23 protein-coding genes are annotated in these 25,419 nt (G+C 41.9%); 12 read left to right on the forward strand and 11 right to left on the reverse strand.

The annotated features are described in order from the left end of the window. Window positions 1–23: 23 nt before the first annotated feature. The 3 genes from IYN84_RS12010 to IYN84_RS21570 form a co-directional block, all read right to left on the reverse strand. On the reverse strand, window positions 24–1,337 hold the full coding sequence (locus IYN84_RS12010) for an HD domain-containing phosphohydrolase (protein WP_196139454.1): 1,314 nt from the start codon (window positions 1,335–1,337) through the stop codon (window positions 24–26). Between the two features lie 108 nt (window positions 1,338–1,445). Next, window positions 1,446–1,883: an oxidoreductase gene (locus IYN84_RS12015; protein WP_196139455.1), complete on the reverse strand. Its 438-nt coding sequence runs from the start codon at window positions 1,881–1,883 to the stop codon at window positions 1,446–1,448. 2 nt (window positions 1,884–1,885) lie between these two features. Continuing rightward, entirely contained in the window at window positions 1,886–3,349 is a 1,464-nt protein-coding gene (locus IYN84_RS21570) for a sensor histidine kinase (protein ID WP_196139456.1), read from the reverse strand. Window positions 3,350–3,738: 389 nt separating this feature from the next. Between IYN84_RS21570 and IYN84_RS12025 the strand changes: the two genes are divergently transcribed. Further along, entirely contained in the window at window positions 3,739–5,526 is a 1,788-nt protein-coding gene (locus IYN84_RS12025; protein WP_196139457.1) for an EAL domain-containing protein, read from the forward strand. A gap of 34 nt (window positions 5,527–5,560) precedes the next feature. Here the strand turns inward: IYN84_RS12025 and IYN84_RS12030 are convergent, their stop codons facing one another. The 8 genes from IYN84_RS12030 to ribA are packed head-to-tail and all read right to left on the reverse strand — an operon-like array spanning window position 5,561 to window position 12,611. Further along, window positions 5,561–6,301 (reverse strand): class I SAM-dependent methyltransferase, encoded by a 741-nt coding sequence (locus IYN84_RS12030; protein WP_196139458.1) that lies wholly within the window; start codon window positions 6,299–6,301, stop codon window positions 5,561–5,563. Between the two features lie 6 nt (window positions 6,302–6,307). Continuing rightward, window positions 6,308–7,159, reverse strand: a complete 852-nt coding sequence (gene panC / locus IYN84_RS12035) for a pantoate--beta-alanine ligase (RefSeq protein ID WP_196139459.1) — start codon at window positions 7,157–7,159, stop codon at window positions 6,308–6,310. A gap of 20 nt (window positions 7,160–7,179) precedes the next feature. Further along, entirely contained in the window at window positions 7,180–7,980 is an 801-nt protein-coding gene (panB, locus tag IYN84_RS12040; RefSeq protein ID WP_196139460.1) for a 3-methyl-2-oxobutanoate hydroxymethyltransferase, read from the reverse strand. A gap of 45 nt (window positions 7,981–8,025) precedes the next feature. Continuing rightward, window positions 8,026–8,682 (reverse strand): deoxynucleoside kinase, encoded by a 657-nt coding sequence (locus IYN84_RS12045; RefSeq protein ID WP_371734867.1) that lies wholly within the window; start codon window positions 8,680–8,682, stop codon window positions 8,026–8,028. After that, on the reverse strand, window positions 8,679–9,176 hold the full coding sequence (folK, locus tag IYN84_RS12050) for a 2-amino-4-hydroxy-6-hydroxymethyldihydropteridine diphosphokinase (RefSeq protein WP_371734869.1): 498 nt from the start codon (window positions 9,174–9,176) through the stop codon (window positions 8,679–8,681). Before folK ends, IYN84_RS12045 begins: the two co-directional genes overlap by 4 nt. A 19-nt stretch (window positions 9,177–9,195) precedes the next feature. Further along, entirely contained in the window at window positions 9,196–10,620 is a 1,425-nt protein-coding gene (gene pcnB, locus IYN84_RS12055) for a polynucleotide adenylyltransferase PcnB (RefSeq protein WP_196139461.1), read from the reverse strand. An 8-nt stretch (window positions 10,621–10,628) separates the two neighbouring features. Continuing rightward, window positions 10,629–11,963, reverse strand: a complete 1,335-nt coding sequence (gene pepB / locus IYN84_RS12060; protein ID WP_246722867.1) for an aminopeptidase PepB — start codon at window positions 11,961–11,963, stop codon at window positions 10,629–10,631. A 60-nt stretch (window positions 11,964–12,023) separates the two neighbouring features. Continuing rightward, complete coding sequence (gene ribA, locus IYN84_RS12065; protein WP_196139463.1) at window positions 12,024–12,611, reverse strand: GTP cyclohydrolase II; 588 nt, start codon at window positions 12,609–12,611, stop codon at window positions 12,024–12,026. A 243-nt stretch (window positions 12,612–12,854) separates the two neighbouring features. Here ribA and IYN84_RS12070 point away from each other — a divergent pair, with 243 nt between their 5' ends. The 11 genes from IYN84_RS12070 (at window position 12,855) to IYN84_RS12120 (ending at window position 25,411) form a co-directional block, all read left to right on the forward strand. After that, on the forward strand, window positions 12,855–14,465 hold the full coding sequence (locus IYN84_RS12070; RefSeq protein WP_196139464.1) for a S41 family peptidase: 1,611 nt from the start codon (window positions 12,855–12,857) through the stop codon (window positions 14,463–14,465). A 69-nt stretch (window positions 14,466–14,534) separates the two neighbouring features. Next, window positions 14,535–14,816 (forward strand): hypothetical protein, encoded by a 282-nt coding sequence (locus IYN84_RS12075; RefSeq protein WP_196139465.1) that lies wholly within the window; start codon window positions 14,535–14,537, stop codon window positions 14,814–14,816. Between the two features lie 299 nt (window positions 14,817–15,115). Next, window positions 15,116–16,492: a tRNA (N6-isopentenyl adenosine(37)-C2)-methylthiotransferase MiaB gene (gene miaB, locus IYN84_RS12080; RefSeq protein ID WP_196139466.1), complete on the forward strand. Its 1,377-nt coding sequence runs from the start codon at window positions 15,116–15,118 to the stop codon at window positions 16,490–16,492. A gap of 60 nt (window positions 16,493–16,552) precedes the next feature. After that, window positions 16,553–17,554 (forward strand): PhoH family protein, encoded by a 1,002-nt coding sequence (locus IYN84_RS12085; protein ID WP_196139467.1) that lies wholly within the window; start codon window positions 16,553–16,555, stop codon window positions 17,552–17,554. A gap of 1 nt (window position 17,555) precedes the next feature. Then, the gene (ybeY, locus tag IYN84_RS12090; RefSeq protein WP_196139468.1) at window positions 17,556–18,017 is read left to right on the forward strand and encodes an rRNA maturation RNase YbeY; all 462 of its coding nucleotides are present in this window, start codon (window positions 17,556–17,558) and stop codon (window positions 18,015–18,017) included. Between the two features lie 261 nt (window positions 18,018–18,278). Then, the gene (locus tag IYN84_RS12095; RefSeq protein ID WP_196139469.1) at window positions 18,279–20,951 is read left to right on the forward strand and encodes a TonB-dependent siderophore receptor; all 2,673 of its coding nucleotides are present in this window, start codon (window positions 18,279–18,281) and stop codon (window positions 20,949–20,951) included. 136 nt (window positions 20,952–21,087) lie between these two features. Continuing rightward, entirely contained in the window at window positions 21,088–21,936 is an 849-nt protein-coding gene (locus IYN84_RS12100; RefSeq protein ID WP_196139470.1) for an HlyC/CorC family transporter, read from the forward strand. 104 nt (window positions 21,937–22,040) lie between these two features. Then, window positions 22,041–23,618, forward strand: coding sequence for an apolipoprotein N-acyltransferase (lnt, locus tag IYN84_RS12105; protein ID WP_196139471.1), 1,578 nt, complete (start codon window positions 22,041–22,043; stop codon window positions 23,616–23,618). Between the two features lie 285 nt (window positions 23,619–23,903). Further along, a complete protein-coding gene (ndhC, locus tag IYN84_RS12110) occupies window positions 23,904–24,260 on the forward strand; it encodes an NADH-quinone oxidoreductase subunit A (protein WP_196139472.1) in 357 nt (118 codons plus the stop codon). Then, on the forward strand, window positions 24,251–24,763 hold the full coding sequence (locus IYN84_RS12115; protein WP_196139473.1) for an NADH-quinone oxidoreductase subunit B family protein: 513 nt from the start codon (window positions 24,251–24,253) through the stop codon (window positions 24,761–24,763). Before ndhC ends, IYN84_RS12115 begins: the two co-directional genes overlap by 10 nt. Window positions 24,764–24,772: 9 nt before the next feature. Beyond that, window positions 24,773–25,411 carry an NADH-quinone oxidoreductase subunit C gene (locus tag IYN84_RS12120; protein ID WP_196139474.1) on the forward strand — a complete coding sequence of 213 codons (639 nt, stop codon included), beginning with the start codon at window positions 24,773–24,775 and terminating at the stop codon, window positions 25,409–25,411. The last annotated feature ends 8 nt before the right edge of the window (window positions 25,412–25,419 follow it).

The raw sequence follows: 25,419 nt of genomic DNA on the forward strand, positions 1-25,419 counted from the left end.
ATAAGAGTCTTGCTGTAAAAGTCCTACTCCTCACTCTTTTTTACATAGACCCTTAACGGTGAATTGTAAATTTTTTCAAACATAAGGATTTTATCGATCATCATCTCGTTAAGGAGCGTGTCTTTTTTCAATAATAGTAATCCATTCTTATTAGTACAATCTCTGCTAAGTACCATACCTTCCTCAAGGCTATGACCTGAGAGCATATGTTCTTCTGAAACTTCTTCTTCTTCCTGTTGCTTTTTCGAAAGCTCTATAAATCGCTCTACTAAGCTCTTGTCATAAAGTTTTCCTTTGTTTTGTTCAATAAAATAGCGGGCATCTTCAGTGGTGTAATCAATACCGTCATATTTTCCTGCCCTTAGCAGGAAGTAATCCTTGATTATCGCCATAATTCGGCTACCAATAGAGATATCAGTACCCTTTTGTCCTTCAGGTTCTCCTGAACCATTGTAGTATTCACAGTGATGCTCAATAATTCGTGCAGTGTCATTAAAGCTGCTTATGTCGGACAATACTGTTGCCCCGATTTGCGGATAGTTCATATATTGTTTGTATTCATCGACGCTCATCATTTTGACTGGAGTAGTGAGAAGTTTTTCCGGCAGAGCCAATTTGCCAAGCTCAAATAGAAGTGCTGAATAGTATATCTGCTTAACCATATAGTCACTAAGCTCCGCAGCTTCGGCCAGTTGCTCTGCTAGCTTTGGCAATTCCGGATACTTACGGCTAAAAATGTTCTCGCGAGCACAAATTGCATGATATAAAAGGTGAATAACGGCATCATAGCTTTCAGATAGCTCTTTGTAAGCATTATCAAGCAGGCACTCGGTCTCTCTTAACTCACGAACTCTGGCTTCTACCTTCTCTTCAAGCTTCTTGTTCCAGTCCCTTAACTGCTTATTTTGCTGATGTGTCAGAACAAGTAATCGTTCCTTTTCCTTTTCCAGATGGCTAATTTTAAGTAACGAGCTGACTTTCAGTTTGATATCGTTATCTTCCCAGGGCTTGCTGACGTAGGCACTAATCCTGCCGTCATTGATCGCTCTGATTGTTGATTGCTGGTCGGAGAAACCGGTAAGTAAGATGCTCGGAATTTTGGGGTGCTTTTCTTTCGCATGGCTTAAAAACTCTGCGCCATCCATATTGGGCATGCGCATATCGGAAATGATAAGGTCAATTTTTGTCTCTTCAAGTATGTTGAGACCTTCTTGTCCGCTTTCGGCAAGATGTATGTTGTAGCCATCCTTTCGGAAAAGTCGTTTTAATGAAACAAGAATATTGCGCTCATCATCAACGCATAGAATATTGGGTTGTTCTTGTAGTTTTTCGTTCATTTACTGAGTCTCACTACCAAGTCTAAAGTTTTGACGCACCAGTTGTACCCAGGGCACTTTTACACTGTTCACGCTAAAGTCTAGGTTATTATTCTGAGAAATTCTAATTTAGCTTTCAGAGCGCTTTTTTATCCGTTTTTTAAAAACTCCAAATTGTTCAAGTATCTTGCTTGTTCCGTGCTTCATATAGTATTTAAGCTCTTTTCTGGCCACCTCCTCCTCGAGGCCTTTACTGACTAAGTCGTGCATTACCCTGTCAAAAGCGTTACGCCTTTTTAATCCTTGTTCAGATGTATCGCGACGATTTTCGAAAAAATCGAGAAGGGTCGAGCCGCACACACAGTTACGGAATAGTTCCAGAACGACCTCTCCATCATCATCTTCTGATGATTTTAGTCCACTTTTTCCATGAACATCGACAGTCCTGGAAATAAACTCATCGACTGTATTGTAGATTTCACCGCAAGTGACGCATTTCTTGGGGAAAGAGTTCTTTTCAAGGGTAACCAGATCAAAAAACAGTTCAGAATTGTCACTCGCTATCATCACTAATCTCCCGAGTTTAAGTCTGCTTCCTCTTCAGCTTCTTCGAGAGAGCTCACTATTGGCAGATGGATGGTAAAGCAGGTACCGACTCCCACTTCACTTTCGACCACTATTTTTCCCTTATGATTTTCGATGATGCCGTAGGATATAGAGAGACCAAGCCCGGTACCCTGGCCGACAGGTTTGGTTGTAAAAAACGGATTGAATAGCTGGTTCAAGTGCTTTTCATCAATACCAGTACCATTATCCTGAATTTTTATACAGATAAAGTCGTCAACTTTATAAGTCTTAATGGATATCTCACCTTTTTCTTTGATTGCGTGCCCTGCATTGATAAGAAGATTCATAAAAACCTGGTTTAACTGACTAGGGTGACAGTAAGTTTCTGGCAGCTCACCCAGTTCTTTTTTAACTTTGCAGTGGTACTTCAATTCATTCCAGACAATACGCACCGTCTCTTCAATACAGGCATTTATGTCACTTTTCTTCATTTGCTCTTCACCAGCATGAGTGAAGTTCTTCAAGCTCTGTATTATCTTCTTTACTTTTTCCATTCCAAAAATGCTCTCAGAAACCAGTTCCTGGGTGTCAGAGAGAATAAATTCAACTTCGTATTCATTCTTGAGGTTACTGATGACTTCCGGTATTTGTGAGCAACTTTCCTGTTTATTGCAGATATCTCCGACCTGATTTAATAGCTCATCGATAAACTGGCCCAATTCCATGACATAGTCTTTCAATGTATTCAGGTTACTGTTGACATATCCCAGAGGATTATTAATTTCATGGGCAACTCCGGCAGCTAGCTGCCCAATTGACGCCATCTTTTCAGAATGTACAAGTTGGCTTTGGGCTGATTTAAGTTCTTCGTATTGTTGTTTAATCTTTGCCTTTGAGTGATAGGCTGAGAGAAAGTTTCCAACATGCATAGTGACATAGGCCAGCATCGACATATCACTGTAGGAAAATCTGCCTTCTCTATCATATTGTTGGGCAACTATCCCTCCATGGAGATTAACTGCATGAAAAGGAAGGAATACCCATTGACAGGGAACATTCCCCAAACATTTGACCTTTTCATTCTGAACTAATTCAAGGACATCTTCTTTCGCCAGGATGAGTGAGCGCTTTTGTTTAAGCGCATATGCTACAAGGCTATGCTTCAAGTCTGGATTGGTGGATTCATTCAGCTGCTCTTTTGTAAATTCTGAGGACTCATCGATAATAAAAGGAATATCCAGAAGACCATCAACTTTCAAGCAAATGTAAAAATTTTCAATATGAATTATTTCAGTAAGCAAAGTGAATATTCGTTTATAGATATTTTCAAGCTTGTCTTCTCTTCCCTGAAATTGTGATATTTCCGAAATAACATTTTTAACTGCCAACTCTCTTTGCAGTGTTAGATTTTCCTGACGCAGATCGCTTAACTGTGCTTTTAAGCTATTTATTGTATTCGCTTCCATTGAATTTCTCTAACCATAGAAAGGAGCATGTAGGTTGATTAATTTAGTATGGTTTATAAACTCGAAAACGCAAATTTCCATCTGTCAAATCAAGCTCAGATTTATTGCGACTTTGTTGTCTTGAACTCAAAGGCACACTGAAAAATGCGTAAATATCTCAAAAAGAAATGTGTCTGTGCAGGATTAGCGTCTAATCTAAAAATAGTGCAGAAGATAAAGAGTTTTAGTCAATTGATTCGTTTGGCTGGGAAATCTTAATATGAGATAAGTTATGTTCTGCAAATTTCCAAAATATCGAGTTGATTTACGGCTCGCGTGTTTCTACCTTTTTGCATGGAAAGATAGGAAAGACATTCAAACCGTTTTCAAATATACCGAAAAGTAGATCTATGATTAATTATACTTCGAGCGAGCAGTTCACAATACTTATCGTAGAAGATAATCTTACGATGATGACGGTGATTCAAGAGCTACTAAAAGCGGCTAATATAGCCAAATCAATAACTTGCACCTCCACTGGTAAAGAAGCGCTGACTCAATATCAGAATAATCAATTTGACTGCATATTATTGGACTATGAGCTTCCAGATATGGACGCAAATGAAATTTTGGTTGAGTTTCAAAAAGATAAGCCGCTTGAGTGTCCTGTTTTGATTCTTACAGCGCATGAAGATCCTAAATTAGCGTCTAAAAGTCTCTCTTTAGGAGCTGTAGATTTCATTACCAAATCAGAATGCTCTGCTCAGGTTTTAAAAAGAGCGATACTTTTCGCTATTACCAGAAGACGTTATGACTTGAGCAAAATACGAAGTGTTGAGTCAACTGCACAGACAAGCGATGATTATAAAGAGCTAAAAGACATTATTGTCAATCACAATACTGGTATTGTGGAATACAACTACTTCCTCAATGAACTCGAGCGTGCACTTGCTCGAGCTCGGCGTTATCAACTTCGAGTTTCTGTTGTTGCAATTTGCGTAGAGGATTATGAGCAAATTATTTCCAAAGGCGGAGCGAGTAAAAAGAAATCATTCCTGGAGTCCTTTGCAGAAAGGTTGCAAGTGTCAATTCGAGCAATAGATTTGATTGGCTGGATTCGCGAAGATAAATTCTGTGTTTTAGTTGAGCATGTTGCAGATAAAAAGACTGCATTACTAGTTGCCAGACGAATCAAGAATACACTAGAGCTACCACTACAAACTCAATTTGAAAAAATTGATATCAGAGTAAAAATCGGCCTTTGTCATGAAAAGCATTTAACCATTTCCGGAAAGCGAATTTTAATTAATGCACAGGCAGCAATGGAAAGTATCGATGAGCAGTCAGAAGAAAAAATTAAGTTTTATTCTGAAGAGATACAGACCCATGACAGGGCTCAATTGCTAGTGAAGCGTGAGTTTAAAAAAGCATTAAAAAATCAGCAGCTTTTTCTCGAGTACCAGCCAATAGTAACTATTGGAGCAGAAAAAACCGTTGCAGCAGAGGCTCTTGCTCGTTGGAAACATCCTGATTTTGGTGTTATTCCACCAATGGATTTTGTACCCTTTCTGGAAGAGTCTGGATTCATCAACAAGTTCGATAATTGGGTACTGGAAACTGTATTTATGCAGCTTGATATGTGGCGAAAAAGGATGAGTGAACCTCCGGTGGTTTCTATTAATGTTCTCGTGCATACGTTGCAGGATGAAAGTTTTTTCAATCAAATCAAGAAAGGATTGGATGAAAGAGAGCTTTCAGGAAAGTATTTGCAGCTAGAAATTTCCGAAGAGTTAGTCAGTCTGACATCTACAGATTTTTATGCGACTTTAAGAAAACTTCAGGCTTTAGGAGTTTCAATTGCCCTGGATAACTTTGGACTTAATATGCCATCCTTGTCGGTTATTGAGGATTTTCCCTTTGATGTTCTCAAAATAGACAAGAAACTCGTTCAGCTGGTTTCAGAAGATCGAAATGTCTGTGCGATTGTAGAGGCGCTAATCGATATTGCTCTCAATTTGGAGAAGCGGGTTGTTGTTGAGGGCGTTGAGACTCACAATCAGTTAGATTTCTTCACTAACTTAAAAGTTGATTTAGCTCAAGGGTTCTTTTTTTCTCGGGCGATAGATGCTGATACTTTTACTCAACGTTTACTTGATGAAAGTGTCGATACTGACAAAGTCGTTAAGTTTAAATACTGAGATCCAATTTCTAAAAATAGTAGCCATAAAATAACTATTTTGTGGCTACTAAATTGACAAGTGTTTCCTCTCTTTTTTGTGGAGGAGCAATTCCCAGAAGTGTTTCTCTTATGCCCAGATCTTCCCTAGACCACCAGAGAAACGGTAAAGATATGCTTTCATCGGACACTCGAAATCCTGACGATCTTATTAGTTCAATATATTCTTGAGCTGTTTTTTGTACTTTCATCGGATGCCGAAAAAGATAACGAATTAGATAAGAATTGATGTAGCGTTTGGTTGATTCTGCAAACAAAAAGATGCCTCCCGGCTTTAATATTCGATAGAATTCATCAATTGCTTTTTCTTGCTCGATGATATGATGAAACGTCTGATGACAAAAAAGCAGGTCTACACTATTATCTTCAAGCGGAATCTTCTCGCTGGAACAAAGAATAAGCTCAGCGTTTAAAGAGTTCTTAATACTTACCTTTTCGGTTGCTTCAATCATTTCCTCACTAATATCAAGGCCAATTAGTCTTTGCGGTGAAAACCTGGCTTTCAGTTTGGGAAGTGAGTGACCATAACCGCATCCAACATCGACTACTGTGTCGTAGTTTGCCTTTTTATCCGGAATAAGTTGCTCAAGGTCCTTCAGTGCTCTTTCAAGAACATGGAGTTTCCATGTGTGGGTACGTAAAAACCATTTGCCAAAACCTGTTTCGTCAACGTAAATATTTCCTAGTCGATTTCTTACACGACCTTTACGTTTTTCTTCTTTAGTCAAACTATTCATGCAATATCAGTTTACTTCAAATTCAAAGTTGTCAATTAATCTTGGTTGTCCTAACCAGGCCGCAGCAGCTATCAGTAGATGTTTGTCAGTCTTTTTTGCCTGCTCAAGATCTGTCTGGTTAACGACTTCAAAGTAGTCGACTTTAAAGCCTTTATCCGTCAATGCTTCTATAGCGTCGGTTCTCGCATCAGTAATGCTTTTTTTTCCACTCTCAATACTTTCTGCTGTAGATAGGATTACTTTGCGAAGTTGACTTGCGTCTTCTTTCTGTTGTTCTGTCAAGTATCCATTTCTCGAGCTCATCGCAAGACCATTATTTTCGCGTACAATTTCTGCACCGATTATTTCTATAGGCATTATCAAATCTTTTACCATGGTCTTGATGATTTGATATTGCTGGTAATCTTTTTTACCAAAGATAGCTAAATCAGGCTGGACAATATTGAATAATATATTGACGATTGTTGTGACTCCGCGAAAGTGGCCTGGCCGACTTGCTCCACAAAGTTTATCCGTTAGCCTGTTTACTTCTACGCTAGTGTGAATTTCCTTACCTAGAGGATAAATATCGTCTATAGTTGGGGTTAACAGGAAGTCACAACCAACGGATTCGAGCTTGCTGATATCTTGTTCGAGTGTTCTGGGATAACTATCAAAATCTTCATTTGGACCAAACTGCATTGGATTGACAAAGATACTACTGACTACAATATCGGCTCTTTTCTTTGCTTCGGTTATCAGTGATAAGTGACCCTGGTGTAGGTTTCCCATTGTTGGAGCAAAACCTATTTTCTTACCCGACCTTTTAAGTTGAAGCAGTTTAGATTGTAGTTGCAAAGGGGAACTAAATATTTCCATTGATTTTAATTCCTTTTCTACTAATCAAAAGTGTGGGACTCAGAGGGAAAGCTACGATCTTTAACCGATTTTACATATGCTTCTATGGCATCTTTTATCGATTGCACTCCAGGCTCGGCCATGAAGTTTCTAACAAACTTAGGTTGAAAGTCATCGTTCAGACCAAGCATATCCTGTAATACTAAAACCTGTCCGTCAGTTTGATTTCCGGCGCCAATGCCAATAGTCGCAACTTGAAGCTTTTGGGTTAACCGAGTTGCCAGGTCTTTAGGAACACATTCAAAAACGATTAGTGATACTCCTGCATCTTGTAGCGCCATTGCATCTGCTTCCAATTTTTCAGCAGCGGCCTTATCTCGTCCTTGAACTTTATATCCCCCTAATGCGTCAACAGATTGGGGGGTTAGCCCGAGATGTCCGCACACAGGAATGCCTCTTTCGGTGAGTTTTCGAATGCTTTCTGTTAACCATTCGCCACCTTCCAGTTTCACCATATTTGCGCCTGACTGCATCAATTTAGCCGCATTTTTCAGTGTTTGTTTTTCTGTTGCGTAGCTCATGTAGGGCATATCAGCAATAAGCAATGCACCCTTATTCCCTCTAGCGACACAGGTTGTGTGGTAACACATATCTTTCATGCTGACTGGAACTGTTGAGTCCTGACCTTGTATAACATTTCCCAGAGAATCGCCGATCAGAATAATTTCAACTCCAGTCTCGGATATTAGTTTGGCAAAAGTTGAATCATAGGCGGTTAAAACGCTAATGGGTTCACCTTTATGCTTTAAGGCCTGGATAGTGTGCAGCGTTTGTTTTTTCATATGTTTCTCTAATGAATTATGAATGTCTCAATGATTCCTGCCCGCTCAGGCAAAAGCAGGATTGAAATAATGGCGACCACTTGTCGTCAGCTCTATTCTTTCCAGAAGTTGTTGATAATCTTTGTCGCTATTGACCAGATCAATTCCGGATGCATTAACAATTAATAAAGGAGAACTGTCATAATAGTGGAAAAAATCTGTGTAAGCTGAAGCAACTTTTTTCAAATACTCATCTGTAATTGAATATTCCATTTTGATACCCCGTTGACGAATTCTTTTGAGCAGAATGTCTACTGGTGCCTGGAGGTAAATCACAAGATCCGGGGTCGGCGCATCGATGGTGAGATTGCTATACACCTGATCATAAAGGTTGAGCTCATCATGATCGAGCGTCACATTGGCAAAGAGCTTATCTTTATCGATTAAAAAATCTGCGACAGTGCAATTTACAAAAAGATCTTCCTGAATTAATGTTTTCAATTGCTGGGTACGCTGGAAAAGAAAGAACAGTTGAGCAGGCAGGGCACCTGTTTTTGGGTCTTGATAAAAGCGCTCTAAAAACGGATTTTCATCCGCGCCCTCAAGCAATATTTCGCCTTCAAAGGTTTGAGCCAACTTCCTGGCCAGAGTTGTTTTGCCTACTCCGATAGGGCCTTCGATAGCGATAAAAGACTTTTTCTTATTTGTGTTAGTATCTATCACAGTTTTTCGATTCCTTGGTGACCTACAGACTCTAGAAGTTCATGAATGTGTTTTCCATCGGGAAATATGAGCTCCGGCTCTATTTCACAAAGCGGGATTAGTACAAAGTTTCTTTGCTTTATGCCATAGTGAGGGATAGTTAGTCTAGGGGTATTTATTTGTTCAGAAGCATACAATAATATATCCAGATCAAGAGTTCTTGGTCCCCAGCGCTCATCCTTTCTTACCCTTCCTTGCGACAACTCAATTTGTTGTAATTCATTTAGTAACTCTTCGGGAGTCAATGTTGTATGAATACGACAGACCGCATTAATGTAGTCATCCTGGTCCTGAGGACCCATTGGCGAACTGCGATATAAGCTGGAACATACCTGTAGCACTATTTTTTCGAGCGAACCAATTGCAAGTAAGGCCTTCTCAATTTGTTTTTGAGGCTCATTCAGATTAGCTCCCAACCCGATATAAGCTATTTGCATATTTTCAGTCTGTTGCACTTGTTGAACCTTAACTCAATTAGTCTTGATGATTCGTCTTGTCTGAGCGGCGATACTGGTTAGGTTTTCGATGTTTATTACTTCGGCGACGCCGACTTTTGGTAATGTTTGACTTTTCCTTGTCACGCTTATTGCCTGAATTTTCGGTGTGCTTTTTGGAATGCACAGATTTTAGTATTTCCATGCGACCACGAGGATCCGCTTCCTGAAACTCAGTCCACCAGTCAGCGAGAGCTTTTAATTCTGGCGTTTCATTTGCTCTCAGACACAAAAAGTCGTACGCAGCTCTAAATTTTGGATGTTGAATTAAAGTGTCAACATTTCTCTTCTTGCGATTAAACAGACGAAATTGAAGATTCCATATCTCACGCATTGTAATTGAAAATCGCTTTGGAATAGCTATTGTTCTGCGTTGAATATCTAAGACTCTGGAAGCTGCTTTTTGTCCAGCATCGTATTTGGGCATCCCTCTAGCTGCAAATCGCTCTGTTTGCTCCTGGAGGGGTTGCCATAATAACACTGCAAATAAGAAAGCTGGCGTTACAGGTTGGTCGTAAGCTATTCGTCGATCAGTACTTTCAAGCGCTCGCTCTAAAAATGCGGCAAAATGGCTATCATTTTTGAGACTGGTGCAGCTTTGCTGAAACAAGTGCTGAGCTATCTGAGACTTGATTAGCAATTGCCAGGTTGCCAAGGCATGACCGCCGAGAAATAGTTTATTGCACTCGTCCCACAGCCTGGCCGGAGAAACATGTTCCAGCAATTCTGACATTTGTTCAATTGGAGCGGCGGTCTTTTCTTCTATAGACAAGCCCAATTTGGCTGAAAGGCGAATCGCTCTCAAAATGCGGACAGGGTCTTCTGTGTAACGAGTTGCTGGCTCTCCTATAAGTCTAAGTTGACGCTTTTCCAGGTCTTCGATACCGCCGGTAAAGTCAACCACGGTAAAGTCTTTTGCACAGTAGTAGAGTGCATTAACCGTGAAATCTCGACGTACCGCATCTTCTTCAAGACTACCGTAGACGTTATCACGCACTAGCAGTCCTTGTTCGCTCACTTTTGACTGATGCTGATTTTCTTTCTCATCATGTGAAGCCCTGAAGGTTGCTACCTCTATGACTTCTCGACCAAACAGGATGTGGGCCAATCTGAATCTTCTTCCAATAAGTCGGCAATTTTTAAATAGTCTGGCTACCTGCTCTGGAGTTGCACTTGTTGCTATATCAAAGTCTTTCGGTTTTAAGCCCAACATCATGTCTCTAACGCCGCCTCCCACCAGATAGGCTTCGTATCCAGCGTTGTTAAGCCTGTAGAGGACCTTTAGTGCATTTGGACTCATATTATTTCGTGAAACCTGGTGCTGGCTGCGTTCAAGAACACGCTTTTGCGGCCGTTTACCAGAGGATGATTTGGGAGACAGTCTGTTCCAGAGCTTCTTCAGCATATTGAGAGTTAGCCTTTGTCCGACAGGTTCATCAGGAGCGAAGCGATGCTACGAGTGCCACGTCCTGTGGCACCGGCAGAGAAGTATGCGTTTGCATTAGCATGGTAACAAGCCGCCAGATCAATATGTAGCCAGCCTTTGTTTGGGGTTTCGATGAAGCGGGATAAAAATCCGGCTGCATTACTCGCTCCGCCAGGCCCTCCACCCGGTATCGGCTTGCTGTTAGCCGTGTCAGCGTAAGCAGAAGGACAGTTGTTTTTATGACTTTCATCTAAAGGTAGTCGCCATGCCTGGTCATAATTTTTCCTGGCGATAGAAAGGTATTCTGTACACAACTCATCGTCCATGGAAAATACTGCATTATAGTCTTCCCCAACGGCGGTTACTGCGGCACCTGTTAAAGTTGCTGCGTCAATAATAAGGGGGGTTTTTGAGTTACACGCATCAATGAGACCATCAGCTAAAACCAGGCGACCCTCGGCGTCAGTATTAACGACCTCTACCGATACTCCGTTGCGATACTTCAGAATTTCCGATAGCTTATAAGCTTCACCGCTGACCATATTTTCGGCACAACACAAAATTAGCCTGACTGGTGATTTGAGACCATTGATAATAGCTAATGCTAAAGCTCCGGAAACTGTTGCCGCACCACCCATATCGGCTTTCATATGTAACATTCCCTGGCTTTGTTTAAGGCTGTAGCCACCACTGTCAAAGGTAATCCCTTTGCCTACGAGCACCGCAGCAGGAGAGTTCAGCTTTGATCCTTTGGGAATAAAGTCCAAAGTTAACAGCGCCGGCTCATGTCTACTCCCTCTACCAACGTTATAAATTCCCGTATAGCCCGCGTCTTTTAATGCTTCACCGGTCATTATTTCATAACTAACTTCATTCGGTGCTAATTGGGTAAGGTACTCGCCCACTTGCATACAAAGGCTATGTGGAAAAATATCTTCCGGAGTCTGATTGACTAACGATTTTACCCAGCTGTAGGTTTTAATCATTGCATTTAGTTGTTCAGCTTCAGCTTTAGCTAGCGGAGCAAGTTCGAGTTCTGGAAAATAGCAGGGATCGGATAAGCCTTGCCAAAAGTGCCACTGATATTCCAGAGGCCACTCGCCGACCAGAGAGATATGGGGGATTTTATGAGCAACAATTTTTCGAGCGGCAAGTTGTACTCGCTGCAGAGAAGTCTTGCAGTTTTCCAGTGATTGAATATGAATAAAGGCACCATTCTCATTATATGTCAGTTGGGTCTCTCCCCAACATTTTGGCGCTTTATCCGTTGATAGCTGGATCTGGAATGTTTGACTCATATAGTTAGAACCGTTGTTTGACATTTAATTTATTGGCACTTTTATTATCTTGAAGAGAGTCCTGCTAATTGGTGTATGCTTCGTCTAATCAAGGTAGTGACCCAGCTTCCCATGTTTGGTAGAGAGGTAGCTTTCATTGTGAGGGTTACGTCCATATTTTAGCGGCACCCTTTCTACCACATCTATTTTGGCTGCTTTTAGTGCTGCCACTTTGCGTGGATTGTTGGTCATAAGCTTTACCTGAGAAACTCCGAGAGAATCGAGTATTTCTGCGGCTACCGAAAAATTTCTCTGATCGGCTTGAAACCCGAGGTTCAAGTTGGCTTCGACCGTGTCTTGTCCCTGATCTTGCAGAGCGTAAGCTTTAATCTTGTTTACCAGACCTATGCCGCGGCCTTCCTGACGTAGATACACTACCATTCCACGGCCTTCTTCGGCAATTTTTTGCATTGCTGCTTCCAGCTGAGGTCCGCAGTCGCATCTTAAACTGGAAAAAGCATCTCCGGTTAAGCACTCAGAGTGAACCCTTATGAGTAGCGGTTCATCAGAAGCTATATCACCCAAGGCGAGGGCGACATGTTCTTTTCCGTCTGAGGATTTCTCCAGGGCATGAATAGTAAAGTCACCCCATTTAGTGGGTAACTTGGCGCTAACGATGGGGTTTTGCTTCATATAAAAACTTCAATTTGCCAGAGCTTAAGGTCCTGAAAACAGGCTAAATGTCATTTTAGCTTAAATTTCAAGGGATTAATACGTTACAATCGGTATCATTCAGGCAGTTGTTCTATTAAGCCTCTCTTTTAGAAGGCTTGCAGAAAGCTAATGATATTCGATCCTGCGCGAATTCTATTGCTTTCGGCATAAAGGTACAATGTCAAAGGGAAAAATGTGGAAAATTTGTAGGGAATTACATTAATGGTTGCTGGCTTTCATAATAAATTCATTAATGGGGTGACGAAATCGGGGGGGAACTGGTATCCACCTGGAAGGGGGGCTGAAAGCTTGACACCTTTGATAGTCGCTTTTTGGCGCACACTCTTTGTCTTGTTTACTATGACTATGGTTGGGTGTGTAAGTGTCCGCGAGCGCAGCAGGGTTGAAGAAAATGCAGGGATTGACCAACTGACTCAATCTACGGCCAGTACTCAAATTAGTCCTCAGCTCCTCATCGAAGATCTCAGATTTATTGATGATAATTTACGAAAAGTTCATCCTAATCCATTTCTACGTGTCACTGAACAGAATTACAATGAATTGTTAGATAAAACATTATCGCAATTAAAAATAGGGCAAACTCGAGGAGAGTTTTACTTAAAAGTTGCTCCTCTGCTAGCGTCATTAAGAGATGCCCACAGTTTTGTCCATCTGCCTAAAGATCGTCGTGGAGAGTTTCGCCGACGAGGAGAGATGCTTTTTCCTCTTGCGGTCATTGTTGATGGTGAACGCTTACTAACTGCCGCCGATTTATCATCAATGCCAAAGGTACCCTCGGGAGCAGAGATAGAGGAGATCAACGGTGCTCCGGTCAGTTATTTACTAAGCCGAATGAGACAGTTAATAGTCAAAGAAACACAAGAAGGACAAGACCGTAAGATTCAAATGGAATTTGCCTGGCTTTTGTCGTCTCTGGGTCTGGCTCGAGGTGCATATCAAGTCAAATATTCCTTTGATGGTGAAAATATCACGACAGAAATCGATGGCATACTTCCGCCTGCAACAGGAGATAAGGCTGGGCAGCCAAAATCTTTCTATGGATTTTCTGTTCTTTCTGATAAAACTGCCCTGCTTTGGCTTAATGATTTTAACGAAAAGCCGGAAGTCTTTGAACAGTTTATGCAAGATAAACTAGCGCTGATGGAGCGGCACAATATCGGTAATCTAATCATTGATATCAGGTACAATAGTGGTGGGCTATCACAAAACCTGAAAACACTTCTAGCTTTCATCAGTGACAAAGAAACCCACTGGGCGGTGAAGGCAAAAATTAAAATCAGCGAGCAACTTAAACAAAATCATCGGAGCCAGACTCGTCATCGACGAGAAGAAAAGTACAGCTGGGGGCTACAATGGTTGCCTGTGGAGTGGACCAATAAGTTGCAACATTCAATATACTGGGCTGATAACGGTGAATACTTAGATTTGAGTCTTGAGCCAATAGAGTCTTTGAGGAAAAAGGCTCTTAAAGGAGTGTGGGTACTTACAAATGGGTACTGTTACTCAGCTTGTAGTTTCTTCGTTGCCAGTGTGAATCGCGACAAAAGTGCAATAACGCTTGGTGAAAGAGTAGGTAGCCTTGTCGATGTTCAATTTGCCTACCCGGTTACATTAGAATTGCCGCATAGTCATTTGAAAGTAACTTTACCTACCATGGAGTTGATATTTTCCGACCCAAACCAGGCTAGTCAGGATAACCGCTTAATTTTACCTTTGGTTCCCATCAAGAGAACCGAGTCAGATATTCAGCTTAAACAGGATCCTGTCCTAAAAAGAGCCTTATTAGAGGCTGAAAGCATAAGTAATCATTAAGTTTAGGAAAAAGCCGCTTATAGGGTCTACACTTATCCTGGATGTTTCAAGCAATTTTGAGGACTGCTCGTGGCCAAGTGGGTTACCGAACAACTAGAGGAATTACTCAATCAGATTAATGAGGTTCCCTATACTGATGACAGAGATAAAAGGCAGCTAACGATACTAATGGCTGGCTTTATGCGACTTAACAATCAGGCTATGGAAAATGCAGCGGTTAAAACTCGCTCCCAAATGAGAGGTTGGAGCCTTGATGATGCTGTCGAGGAAGACACCAAAAAGAAAAAGTCATCTGGAAAAGTAGAAGACTCTACAGCTGATGAATTAACTAAGCTGCGCCCAATTCGTTAGACTACATATTTTTGTAATACTTCAGGTTTGTTGAGTAACCTTTAGATCATTTCGCTCTCAGAATTAGCTGTCAATCGAGACCTTCTTCCCGCGGAATCTCTGGTGTTTAGCTTTTGACCAATGATATAATCCGCGCCCTGAAATTTCTTACTTATTTACTCATACGCTGCAAGTTTGCGCTAAAAGGTGTTGATTTAGCAATGCATTTGGCACTCAAGACTCAACTGTTACTCCATAGAGCGTGAGTGTTAAGTGAATGAGATGTATTAATTAATTGTATTATTGATTGAGTTACCGCAATGACACAGACTCTCGAAAACGACAATATCGACGTTTCAAAAAACAAAAAGTTGTATATCAAAACCTGGGGATGCCAGATGAACGAATATGATTCGTCCAGAATGGCTGACCTGCTGAATAAAACACATCAGCTCGAAATGACTGATGAGCCAGAAGAAGCAGATGTCCTGGTTTTGAACACATGCTCAATTCGAGAAAAAGCGCAGGAAAAGGTTTTTTCGCAACTGGGTCAATGGAAGAACTATAAGCAGAAAAAGCCTGACTTACTAATTGCTGTTGGAGGATGTGTTGCTAGTCAGGAAGGAAAAATGATTCGTCAGCGAGCCCCATATGTCGATATGGTATTTGGACCGCAGACCCTGCATCGTTTACCTAATATGATTAATGAAGTGAGTGCGCAGAAATCTCCAGTAATTGACATTTCATTTCCTGAAATTGAAAAATTTGATGCTCTTCCAGAACAGCAAGTAGAAGGGGTTACCGCTTTTGTCTCTGTCATGGAAGGGTGCAGCAAGTACTGCTCATTTTGTGTTGTTCCCTATACCAGAGGGGAAGAAGTTAGTCGTCCATTCGACGATGTAATTGCTGACGTTGTTGAGCTTGCGGCAAAAGGCGTCCGAGAAGTCAATCTACTCGGTCAGAATGTAAACGCCTATAGAGGGAAAACACATGATGGAGGAGAGGCCGATCTTGCTGCTTTGATTGAGCTGATTGCTGCTATAGAAGGGATCGATAGAATTCGATTTACCACTTCCCATCCAGTCGAATTTTCTCAGCGCTTGATCGATGTCTATGAGAAAGTTCCTGAGTTAGTAAGTCACTTGCACCTCCCCGTCCAAAGTGGTTCTGACAGAATTTTGAATATGATGAAGCGTGGGCATACCGCGCTTGAATATAAATCAAAGATTCGAAAGCTGAAAAAAATTCGCCCGGGTATCAGTATGTCTTCCGATTTCATCATCGGCTTTCCAGGGGAAACGGAAAAAGATTTTGAAGACACAATGAATTTAATTGCTGATATTGATTATGACATGAGCTTTAGTTTTATCTATAGCGCCAGACCAGGAACGCCTGCTTCCGATATGGTTGATGATACTCCGTTGGAAGTAAAAAAGGAGCGGTTGGCATTGTTGCAACAAAGGTTGAATCAACAGTCGCTAGCTCATGCTCGCCGAATGATGGGAACAACGCAACGAATTCTGGTCGAAGGTCCATCCAAAAAAGACCCTATGCAGCTGAGTGGAAGAACTGAAAATAATCGAATTGTAAACTTTGACGGGCAGCCTAATATGATCGGCCACTTTGTTGATGTTGAGATTACTGAAGTTCTACCTAACTCGCTCAGAGCTAAACTGACAAACAATAGTATTTATTAATTTTGAAATGTCCGGTATTCCGGGCAATGGACTTTATCGACTTTTCACTTGGCGAATTTAATGGCAACTCAGGAATTCTTAATCGAACCTTTTGATAATCAGGTGCTGGCAACGGTAGGCGGGCATCTGGATGAAAATTTTCGTCTGATTGAAAAACGATTTGGTGTTGAAATTAATAATAGAGCCAACGTGTTTAAAATTATTGGCGATGAAGAACACATAGCAATGGCCAGGCACATTATTCTGGCATTATTTGAAGAAGTTGAACAAACACAAAGTTTATCCAAAGAAACATTGCATTTGATAATTCAGTCTGGCGCACAAGCTTTGTCCCAGTCTTCCCACGAAAAGCAACATGATGTTGTTATAAAAACTAAACGAGGACAAATCAGGCCTCGTGGACTCAATCAGCAAAAGTATGTTGAGAATATTTTATCAAGTGATGTCACTTTTGGTATTGGCCCTGCGGGAACAGGAAAGACATATCTTGCCGTCGCTGCGGCAGTTGACTCTCTGGAGAGACAGGAGGTTCGTCGAATTCTACTCACTCGTCCTGCGGTAGAAGCTGGCGAAAAACTGGGGTTTTTACCCGGAGATCTTAATCAGAAAGTTGACCCCTATCTAAGACCTTTGTATGACGCACTGTATGAGATGTTGGGCTTTGAGCGAGTGGCTAAATTAATGGAAAGAAATGTTATTGAAGTTGCTCCCTTGGCTTATATGCGAGGAAGAACATTGAATGAAGCATTTATTATTATGGACGAGAGCCAGAATACAACAGTAGAACAAATGAAAATGTTTTTAACTCGCATTGGGTTCAATTCTCGAGCGGTTGTTACTGGTGATATAACGCAGGTAGATTTACCTCGAGGCAAAGTTTCTGGTTTGAGACAGGCCATCGATATTCTTGATGGTGTTAAAGGTGTAAAGTTCAGCTTTTTTCAAGCAGGGGATGTCGTTAGGCATCCTGTTGTACAGAGAATTGTCAGAGCTTATGAAGCGGTAGAACTCGCCAAAAGTAAATCTTCCGCTAGTAGTCATCTATCTGATACGGAAGAGTGAAATGCAATTATTCGTTGAGATTCAAAACCCGGAAAATTTTACTGATATTCCTGAGAGTGCAAAAATCAACGAGTGGATTGGTTGTGCGTTGCAGCATGCTGATTATTCGTCTGATGAAGCAGAACTCACTGTGAGGGTTGTTGGAGAAGCGGAAAGTCAACAGCTCAATTCACAATATCGAGGTAAAAACAAACCGACCAATGTTCTTTCTTTTCCGTTTGAAGCACCATTTGAAATCGAAACCTGCCTGTTAGGTGATCTTGTTATTTGTCAGCCCATATTAGTTGCTGAAGCAAAAGAGCAGGGAAAGGCTGAGCAAAGCCATTGGGCCCACCTAATCGTGCATGGTACCCTGCATTTACTGGGCTATGACCATATTGACGATGAAGAAGCTGAAGCCATGGAGTGCCTCGAAACAACAATTCTACAGTCATTAAAATTTGAAGATCCTTATCAAGAATAAAAAATCTCAAAACCCAAAGATTCTCAACGACCTAAGAATCCCTGTCTGCAATATTTTTTTAAATATTTTTCTTGCAAAATCCAGCATCCTAAACTACTCGTTTTTTTTGAAAATTATCGATAAGTAGACTGCTTGCAATTGCTAAGTTTCTGTTTTATAAACGAATGACATCGCGAGTCTGTGTTGTATCCGGTGCCAAAATAAAATCGCAAAAAAGCGGTGCTATAAAAACAACTTTCAGCAATCAAAGGATAAAAAGACATGGCTAACTACTTTCAGAAAAAGAGCCTGGTCCTGGCAATGGGATTAGCGCTCAGCGCTACTCCGCTATACGCTGCTGAGGACGAGCAATCAGAAGCCGCCGAGGAAGAAGAACCCGCACAAACAATGGTCATCGTTGGTTCGCGTGCAGCTCCTCGTTCCATCGGTGATTCTCCAGTACCTGTAGATGTAATTACATCCGAAGAAATGGCCCGAAATGGTTCAACCGACATGACTTCGCTGTTGGCTGCCGTGGCGCCATCATTCAATGTTAACGAGCAGCCAATTAGTGATGCGGCTACCATTGTTCGACCAGCTAACTTAAGAGGACTGCCACCAGATAACACATTAATTTTGGTTAACGGTAAGCGACGTCATCGCTCTGCGGTAATCGCTTTCCTTGGTGGTGGTATTTCTGATGGTTCACAGGGGCCGGATGTTTCAGTTATTCCATCGATTGCAATTAAGCAGGTTGAGATATTGCGAGATGGTGCATCTGCTCAGTATGGCTCTGATGCGATCGCCGGTGTTATTAACTTTGTATTGAAAGATCACAGTGAAGGAGCGGAAATAGAAGCTCGTTGGGGAGAGTACTCTGAAGGAGACGGCGACACTATGGTGGTCGCAGGTAACATGGGGTTACCTCTTACAGATCGCGGTTTTGCCAATTTTGCTTTTGAAGTTAAAAATGCCGATGCAACCAGTCGCTCGGTTCAACGAAATGATGCTCAGGCTTTAATCGATGCGGGAAATAGCAATGTCGCTAACCCTGCTCAAATATGGGGCTCTCCTGAGGTCAAAGATGACATTAAGATATGGACAAATATGGGGCTGGATCTGGGCAATAATAAAGAAGCCTATCTTTTTGGTAACTATGCATCTAGAGAGGTAGATGGAGGATTTTTCTTCCGAAATCCTACAAATCGTCCAGGTGTTTTCGGAGGAATTTATCGAGATGTGAACGGTACAGTCATGGCTCGCCCAGATGAAGATCTTGATCCGGTAGGAGCTGCTGCATGGGACAATGCAACTCCGACTTTGTTGGTTGGCTCTTTAACCGGTTCCGCTGATCAAATTAACTGTCCTCTTGTTGAAATAAATAATGGGATACCAGATCCTGTGGCCCTAAACTCTTTGGCTGCTGCAAACTGTTTTTCCTTCTACTCAATGTTCCCGGGCGGCTTCACTCCGAGATTTGGTGGCGAAGTCGTTGATGCTTCGATAGTCATGGGGACTCGAGGTGAGTTCTCCAATGGCATGAGTTATGACACTAGCATTAGCCTGGGACGAAACGCGGTAGACTTTGCAATTCGAAACACTGTTAATGCTTCGTTAGGACCAAACACACCAACAGAGTTTAATCCTGGTAGCTATATTCAGCTAGAAAAGGCATTCAATTTTGATGTATCTAAAGAGCTTGAAACTAGTTTTGATTTGATGACTTTATCTGCCGGGTTAGAATGGCGAGAAGATTCTTTCGAAGTGAAAGCTGGCGACCCAGAGTCATTTGAAGTTGGTCCTTTAGGATATGATCCTGTGACAGGAACATCTCAAGGCTTTGGCATTGGCTCCAATGGTTTTCCTGGATTCAAGCCTGAAGCACAAGGAGTGTTCACTCGCAGAAATCTTGGGCTTTATGTAGATTGGGAAACTTACATAAACGAAAGCTGGATGGTTGACCTTGCTCTTCGCCATGAAGATTTCAGTGACTTTGGCTCGACTACAGATTGGAAGCTATCGTCTCACTTCCAGGCGACAGACTATTTTGCCATTCGAGGTTCCGTATCGACTGGTTTTAGAGCGCCTACTGTCGGCCAATCAAATGTTATTAATGTATCCACCGCATTCACTGATGGGGTCTTAGCTGACGAAGCGACATTGCCGCCAACCAATCCTATTTCGATTCAAAAAGGTGGTGCTCCTCTAACTCCTGAGGAGTCAGAAAGCTATACTGTTGGTATGGTTTATGAGTATGAAGATTGGTTTATTACCTTTGATTATTTTAATATCGAAGTCACTGATCGTATTAGTCAAACATCAACTTTGGCGCTGACTCAGGCGGATATTGATGCTTTGGTTGACTTAGGTGTAACAGATGCTTCAAGTTATACCGGTGTTAAGTTTTTCACTAATGACTTTGATACGTCCACTAAAGGTTTTGACTTGGTTATTAGCTACTCAACGGAAATGCTAGGTGGCGATAACGACTTCAACTTTGCTTTCAACCACACGGAAACAAATGTTGATTCTTGGAATCCTCTAATTATCAGTGATACCCGTATCAAACAATTGGAAGAAAATGTACCGAATGACAGGGCGACCTTAACTTGGAAACACTCGCAAGATAGCTGGAACATACTTACTCGTTTGAATTACTACGGAGAGTTCTTTGAGGCTCATCTGGACGATGGTACCTTGCCCATATATGCTGACTCAGAGTTTACCTTAGATACTGAGTTTTCATACGATGTTTCCGATGATTTAACGCTTGCAGTTGGGGCAAAGAATTTGCTGGATGAATACCCTATCGATTTGGAAACTGTGTACTTTGATCCAAACGATCCTGGCGCAGGCAACTATGCGGCAGACGTTGTGGGGGCTAAATATCCACCAACTTCTCCAATGGGCTTTAATGGTCGTTTCCTTTATCTGAAAGCGAACTATCGTTTTTAGTTGGAAATTTGGCTTGATTTAGCAGATGCCGGCGCTTATGCGCCGGTTTTTGTCTGGCGAAGGATATTTTTTCTTTAGACGCCTAAAGACCTTTGCTACAATCAACAGGTTAACAGTAAAGAGAGTAACAGACTGAATGAACGACGATATCCCTCCCTCGAGGAGCTGGTTCGAGAAAATAACACAGATTTTCCAAGACTCCCCCAAAGACCGCGACGAACTGGTTGAGGTCCTCAAAGAAGCTGAAGAAAACACCCTCATTAACCCAGAATTACTTTCGATGATGCTTGGCGTTATGCATATCTCAGAGATGCAGGCTCGAGACATCATGATCCCCCGTCCTGAAATGGTCGTGATCGATGAAAACCTTGATTATCCGACGATGCTTTCTCGTGTTGTAGAGTCCGGGCATTCTCGCTTTCCCGTAATAGGCGACAATCGCGATGATATTGAAGGCATTTTACTGGCAAAGGATTTACTTCATCATTCTTCCATGGTGGAAGAAGACTCTGAGCAGCGCTTCACTCTCAAGGACTACTTACGGCCAGCTGTTATAATTCCCGAAAGTAAACGACTTGATACTCTCCTTAAAGAGTTTCGCGCTAACCGTAATCACATGGCGATTGTCGTAGATGAGTATGGCGGGGTTGCAGGGTTGATAACCATCGAAGATGTGCTCGAACAGATCGTAGGTGAAATTGAAGATGAGTTTGATATTGACGATGAAGATGACAATATTCATCAAATAGCAGATAACCGCTTTAATGTGAAAGCGCGAACAGAAATCGCTGAGTTCAATAACTGTTTTGGCACATCATTTAGTAACGATGAATATGACACCATCGGTGGCATTCTGATGCAGGCGTTCGGCCATATGCCATCAAGAGGAGAGAATATTGTCATCGACAATATTAAGTTCGAAATAGTGTCCGCGGATACTCGACGAATTAAATTGTTAAAGGTGAGCCGGACCGAACAGCATTAAGTTAACCAGTTTGCAGGAAAGCAAATAAAAGCAAAACAAGAGTGCTAAAGATAACAAAAGGGTATCTTTCCTGCGATTTAAGCCGAATTATTTAAGGGTGCTTCTTGATATTTCAAGACTTTCAATCAATTGTTCAGCGATTTGTCCAATATTGTACGGCTAATCACTGGCGCCTTCGTACCAGTTTACTTATTTCTGGAGCCGTTTATCCGCTCGCTTTTGAACCATTTGGATGGTGGTTGCTCGCCTTTCTATCCATCATTTTTCTATGCCTTGTCATTCTTTCCGACAAGGTTCTGAGCAATTTTAAAGTCGGATTATATTGGGGGCTTGGTGCGTTTGGTGTTGGGGCCAGCTGGGTTTATGTCAGTATTCATGAATTTGGCTTTGTACCAATGATAGGTGCTGCCGCGTTAACGCTGCTTTTTGTGGTGATTTTATCACTTTATAAAGCAATTTTTGCCTGGGTGGCGGGCTGGTTCATCGTCCGCACCGGAAAGATGTTAGCTGTGATTTCACTGCCTTTGGCGTGGCTGCTTAGTGAATGGATTCAAGCTTCATTTCTGAATGGTTTTCCTTGGCTACTAACCGGGTACAGTCAAATTGACTCACCTTTAGGAGCTGTTGCTAGCTGGGTTGGTGTTTTCGGAGTGAGTTGGTTTACCTTGTGTTTTTCCTGTCTGATTGCGTTAATGCTTTTGTCAAAACAGATCAAAGTCTACTTGGCCGTATCTGGGATTTTGGTGCTGGTTGTTATTAGCATAAACTGGCAATATTTTTCCTTAAAGCCCCACAAGAAACGAAATGCTCCGGTTGATGTTGCCCTGATTCAACCGAATGTTTTACAACACGAAAAGTGGGATCGACGATATTTTGGCAAAATAGTACAAACAATGTACCAACAAACAGAGGATGTTTGGGAGGCTGAGTTAATTGTCTGGCCAGAAGGTGCGATACCTGCATACGCCCATCAGGTGCAGGATATTACTCGAGACTTGGAGATTAAGGCTAAAAATAACTCCTCCCATTTGATAATGGGGATCCCCGAGTATCAAAAGTCTAATGGACGAAGTTATGTTGCACTCAAGTCATTTGGAGAGAGCCTGCAAAGTTATCACAAGCAAGTCCTGGTACCATTTGGTGAATATGTTCCGATGGAAGACTGGTTAAGAGGAGCGATTAAATTTCTTAACCTGCCCATGAGTGGATTCAGTGAAGCGAGTAATGAGCAACCGCCGATGAGAGTCAGTGACTATGTATTAGTACCTGCAATCTGTTATGAAATAGCCTATCCAGGTATCGTCAGAGGGCTCGCCATTCAGGCAGGAGAGCAGCCTGCGATGATAGTCACCGTGAGTAATGAGGCCTGGTTTGGCGATTCATTTGGTCCATATCAGCATATGCAAATGGCCAGGATGAGAGCTAAAGAGCTAGGAATTCCATTGATCAGGTCTACCAATGATGGAATTACTGCTGTGGTGGACTCGCGTGGCAAATTGCTTAAAAAGTTGCCGCGTTATCAGGCTGGCTCACTTCGTGCCAAAGTTGAGTTAACTAATTTGCCAACAATATACCAGCGATATGGATTTTGGGGGCTTTATGCAACTCTTATTGTTTGTCTGTTAATCTTAGTTGTCGCATTTTTCAGTAAAATGGAAACCAAAAGTACAAAATCTGAATAATGTATGCTTGAGTTGCACTGCAATAAAAGCGAAAAAGAAGATTAAAAAAAACAACTAAAAATTTGCTCAGAACCTTCTACTATTATATAAAGCTCGCCTAGCGGCAGACCGCTAAAACACTGATTAAAAAAGCAACAAAATCAAATGCTTCTGTTGTTTTATTGAGCAATACAAAGCGTATTTGAAAGAATTAAATTGTTTCTTGATGTAAATCATGTCTGTCGCTTGCTATTTTAAACAAAGTCTTTTAAAAAGGCATTGCTATAAAAGAATGTAGGACTGGGAATGCTAGAGAACTACTTACCTATACTCGTGTTTGTCGCGATCGGGCTCGGTTTCGGGGTTTTTCTTGAGCTTGTAGGCTATTTTGCCGCGCCAAGAAAAGATGTCGAAGATAAGCTTTTGCCATTTGAATGTGGCTTTGATGCCTTTGAAGATGCACGCCATAAATTTGATGTTCGTTTTTATCTGGTCGCCATTCTTTTCATCATTTTTGATCTTGAAGTCGCCTTCCTCTTTCCCTGGGCTGTTGTTTTTAAGGAGCTTAGCTGGTTTGCAATTGGGGCTATGGGAGTCTTTCTGGGGCTGCTCGTAGTTGGCTTCATTTATGAGTGGAAAAAAGGAGCGTTGGAATGGGAGTAAAACTTCCTACCGAAGCGCCGGGAGCTGAGCCGGTCGAGGCAGGCAAGGGCTATCTAGTCACGGGTATTGACACTCTGGTCAATTGGGCAAGAACTGGCTCTATGTGGCCAATGACGTTCGGCCTGGCATGTTGCGCAGTCGAAATGATGCAGGCGGGAGCAAGTCGATATGATTTTGACCGCTTCGGTGTCGTTTTCAGACCAAGTCCGCGTCAATCTGATGTAATGATTGTTGCTGGAACCTTGACCAATAAAATGGCTCCTGCGCTACGTCGTGTATATGACCAGATGCCTGAGCCAAAATGGGTCATTTCTATGGGCTCCTGTGCTAATGGTGGCGGATACTACCACTATTCCTACGCTGTTGTCAGAGGGTGTGACCGAATTGTTCCCGTCGATATTTACGTGCCGGGATGTCCGCCAACCGCAGAAGCATTGATCTATGGTGTAGTTCAGCTACAAAACAAGATTAAGCGTACAAATACAATTGCTCGCAAAGTATAAGGGGTAACCATGTCACAACTATTAATGGACCTGGTCGATAAACATTTTGCGGACAAAGTTCTCGATAAAAAAATTTATCGTGGTCAGCTGACAATCGAAGTTGATAAGTCTGATTTACTTAGTGTTTGCGAAACCCTGAGAGACAATGATGATTTTCAGTTCGAGCAGTTAATCGATTTATGTGGGGTTGACTACCTGACTTATGGGCAAGATGAATGGTCTACTCATGAAGCCTCAGGTAGTGGTTTTGAACGAGGCCGAGCTAGTTTGGACTTTGATAGCGCAAAAGAAGATTCCGAAAGACGCTTTGCTGTTGTTTACCACTTGTTATCTGTCACTTTAAATCATCGGATCCGAGTTAGGGTTTTTGCCGACTCCGAGGATATGATGGTCCCCAGTGTAATAGACATTTGGAATGGTGTTAACTGGTTTGAACGAGAAGCCTTTGACCTCTTTGGAATTTTGTTTGAAGGACATCCCGATCTACGTCGTATTTTGACTGACTACGGATTTATTGGACACCCGTTTCGCAAAGATTTCCCTGTGGTGGGAGAACTTGAGATGCGCTACGACGAAGAACAGGAACAATGTGTTTATGAGCCGGTTACAATTGAAGAAAGAATTTTAGTTCCGCGAGTTATTCGTTAACGCGAAAA

Origin of the sequence: Aliikangiella sp. G2MR2-5 (assembly GCF_015687155.1) — a bacterium.
Classification (GTDB): Bacteria; Pseudomonadota; Gammaproteobacteria; order Enterobacterales; family Kangiellaceae; genus Aliikangiella.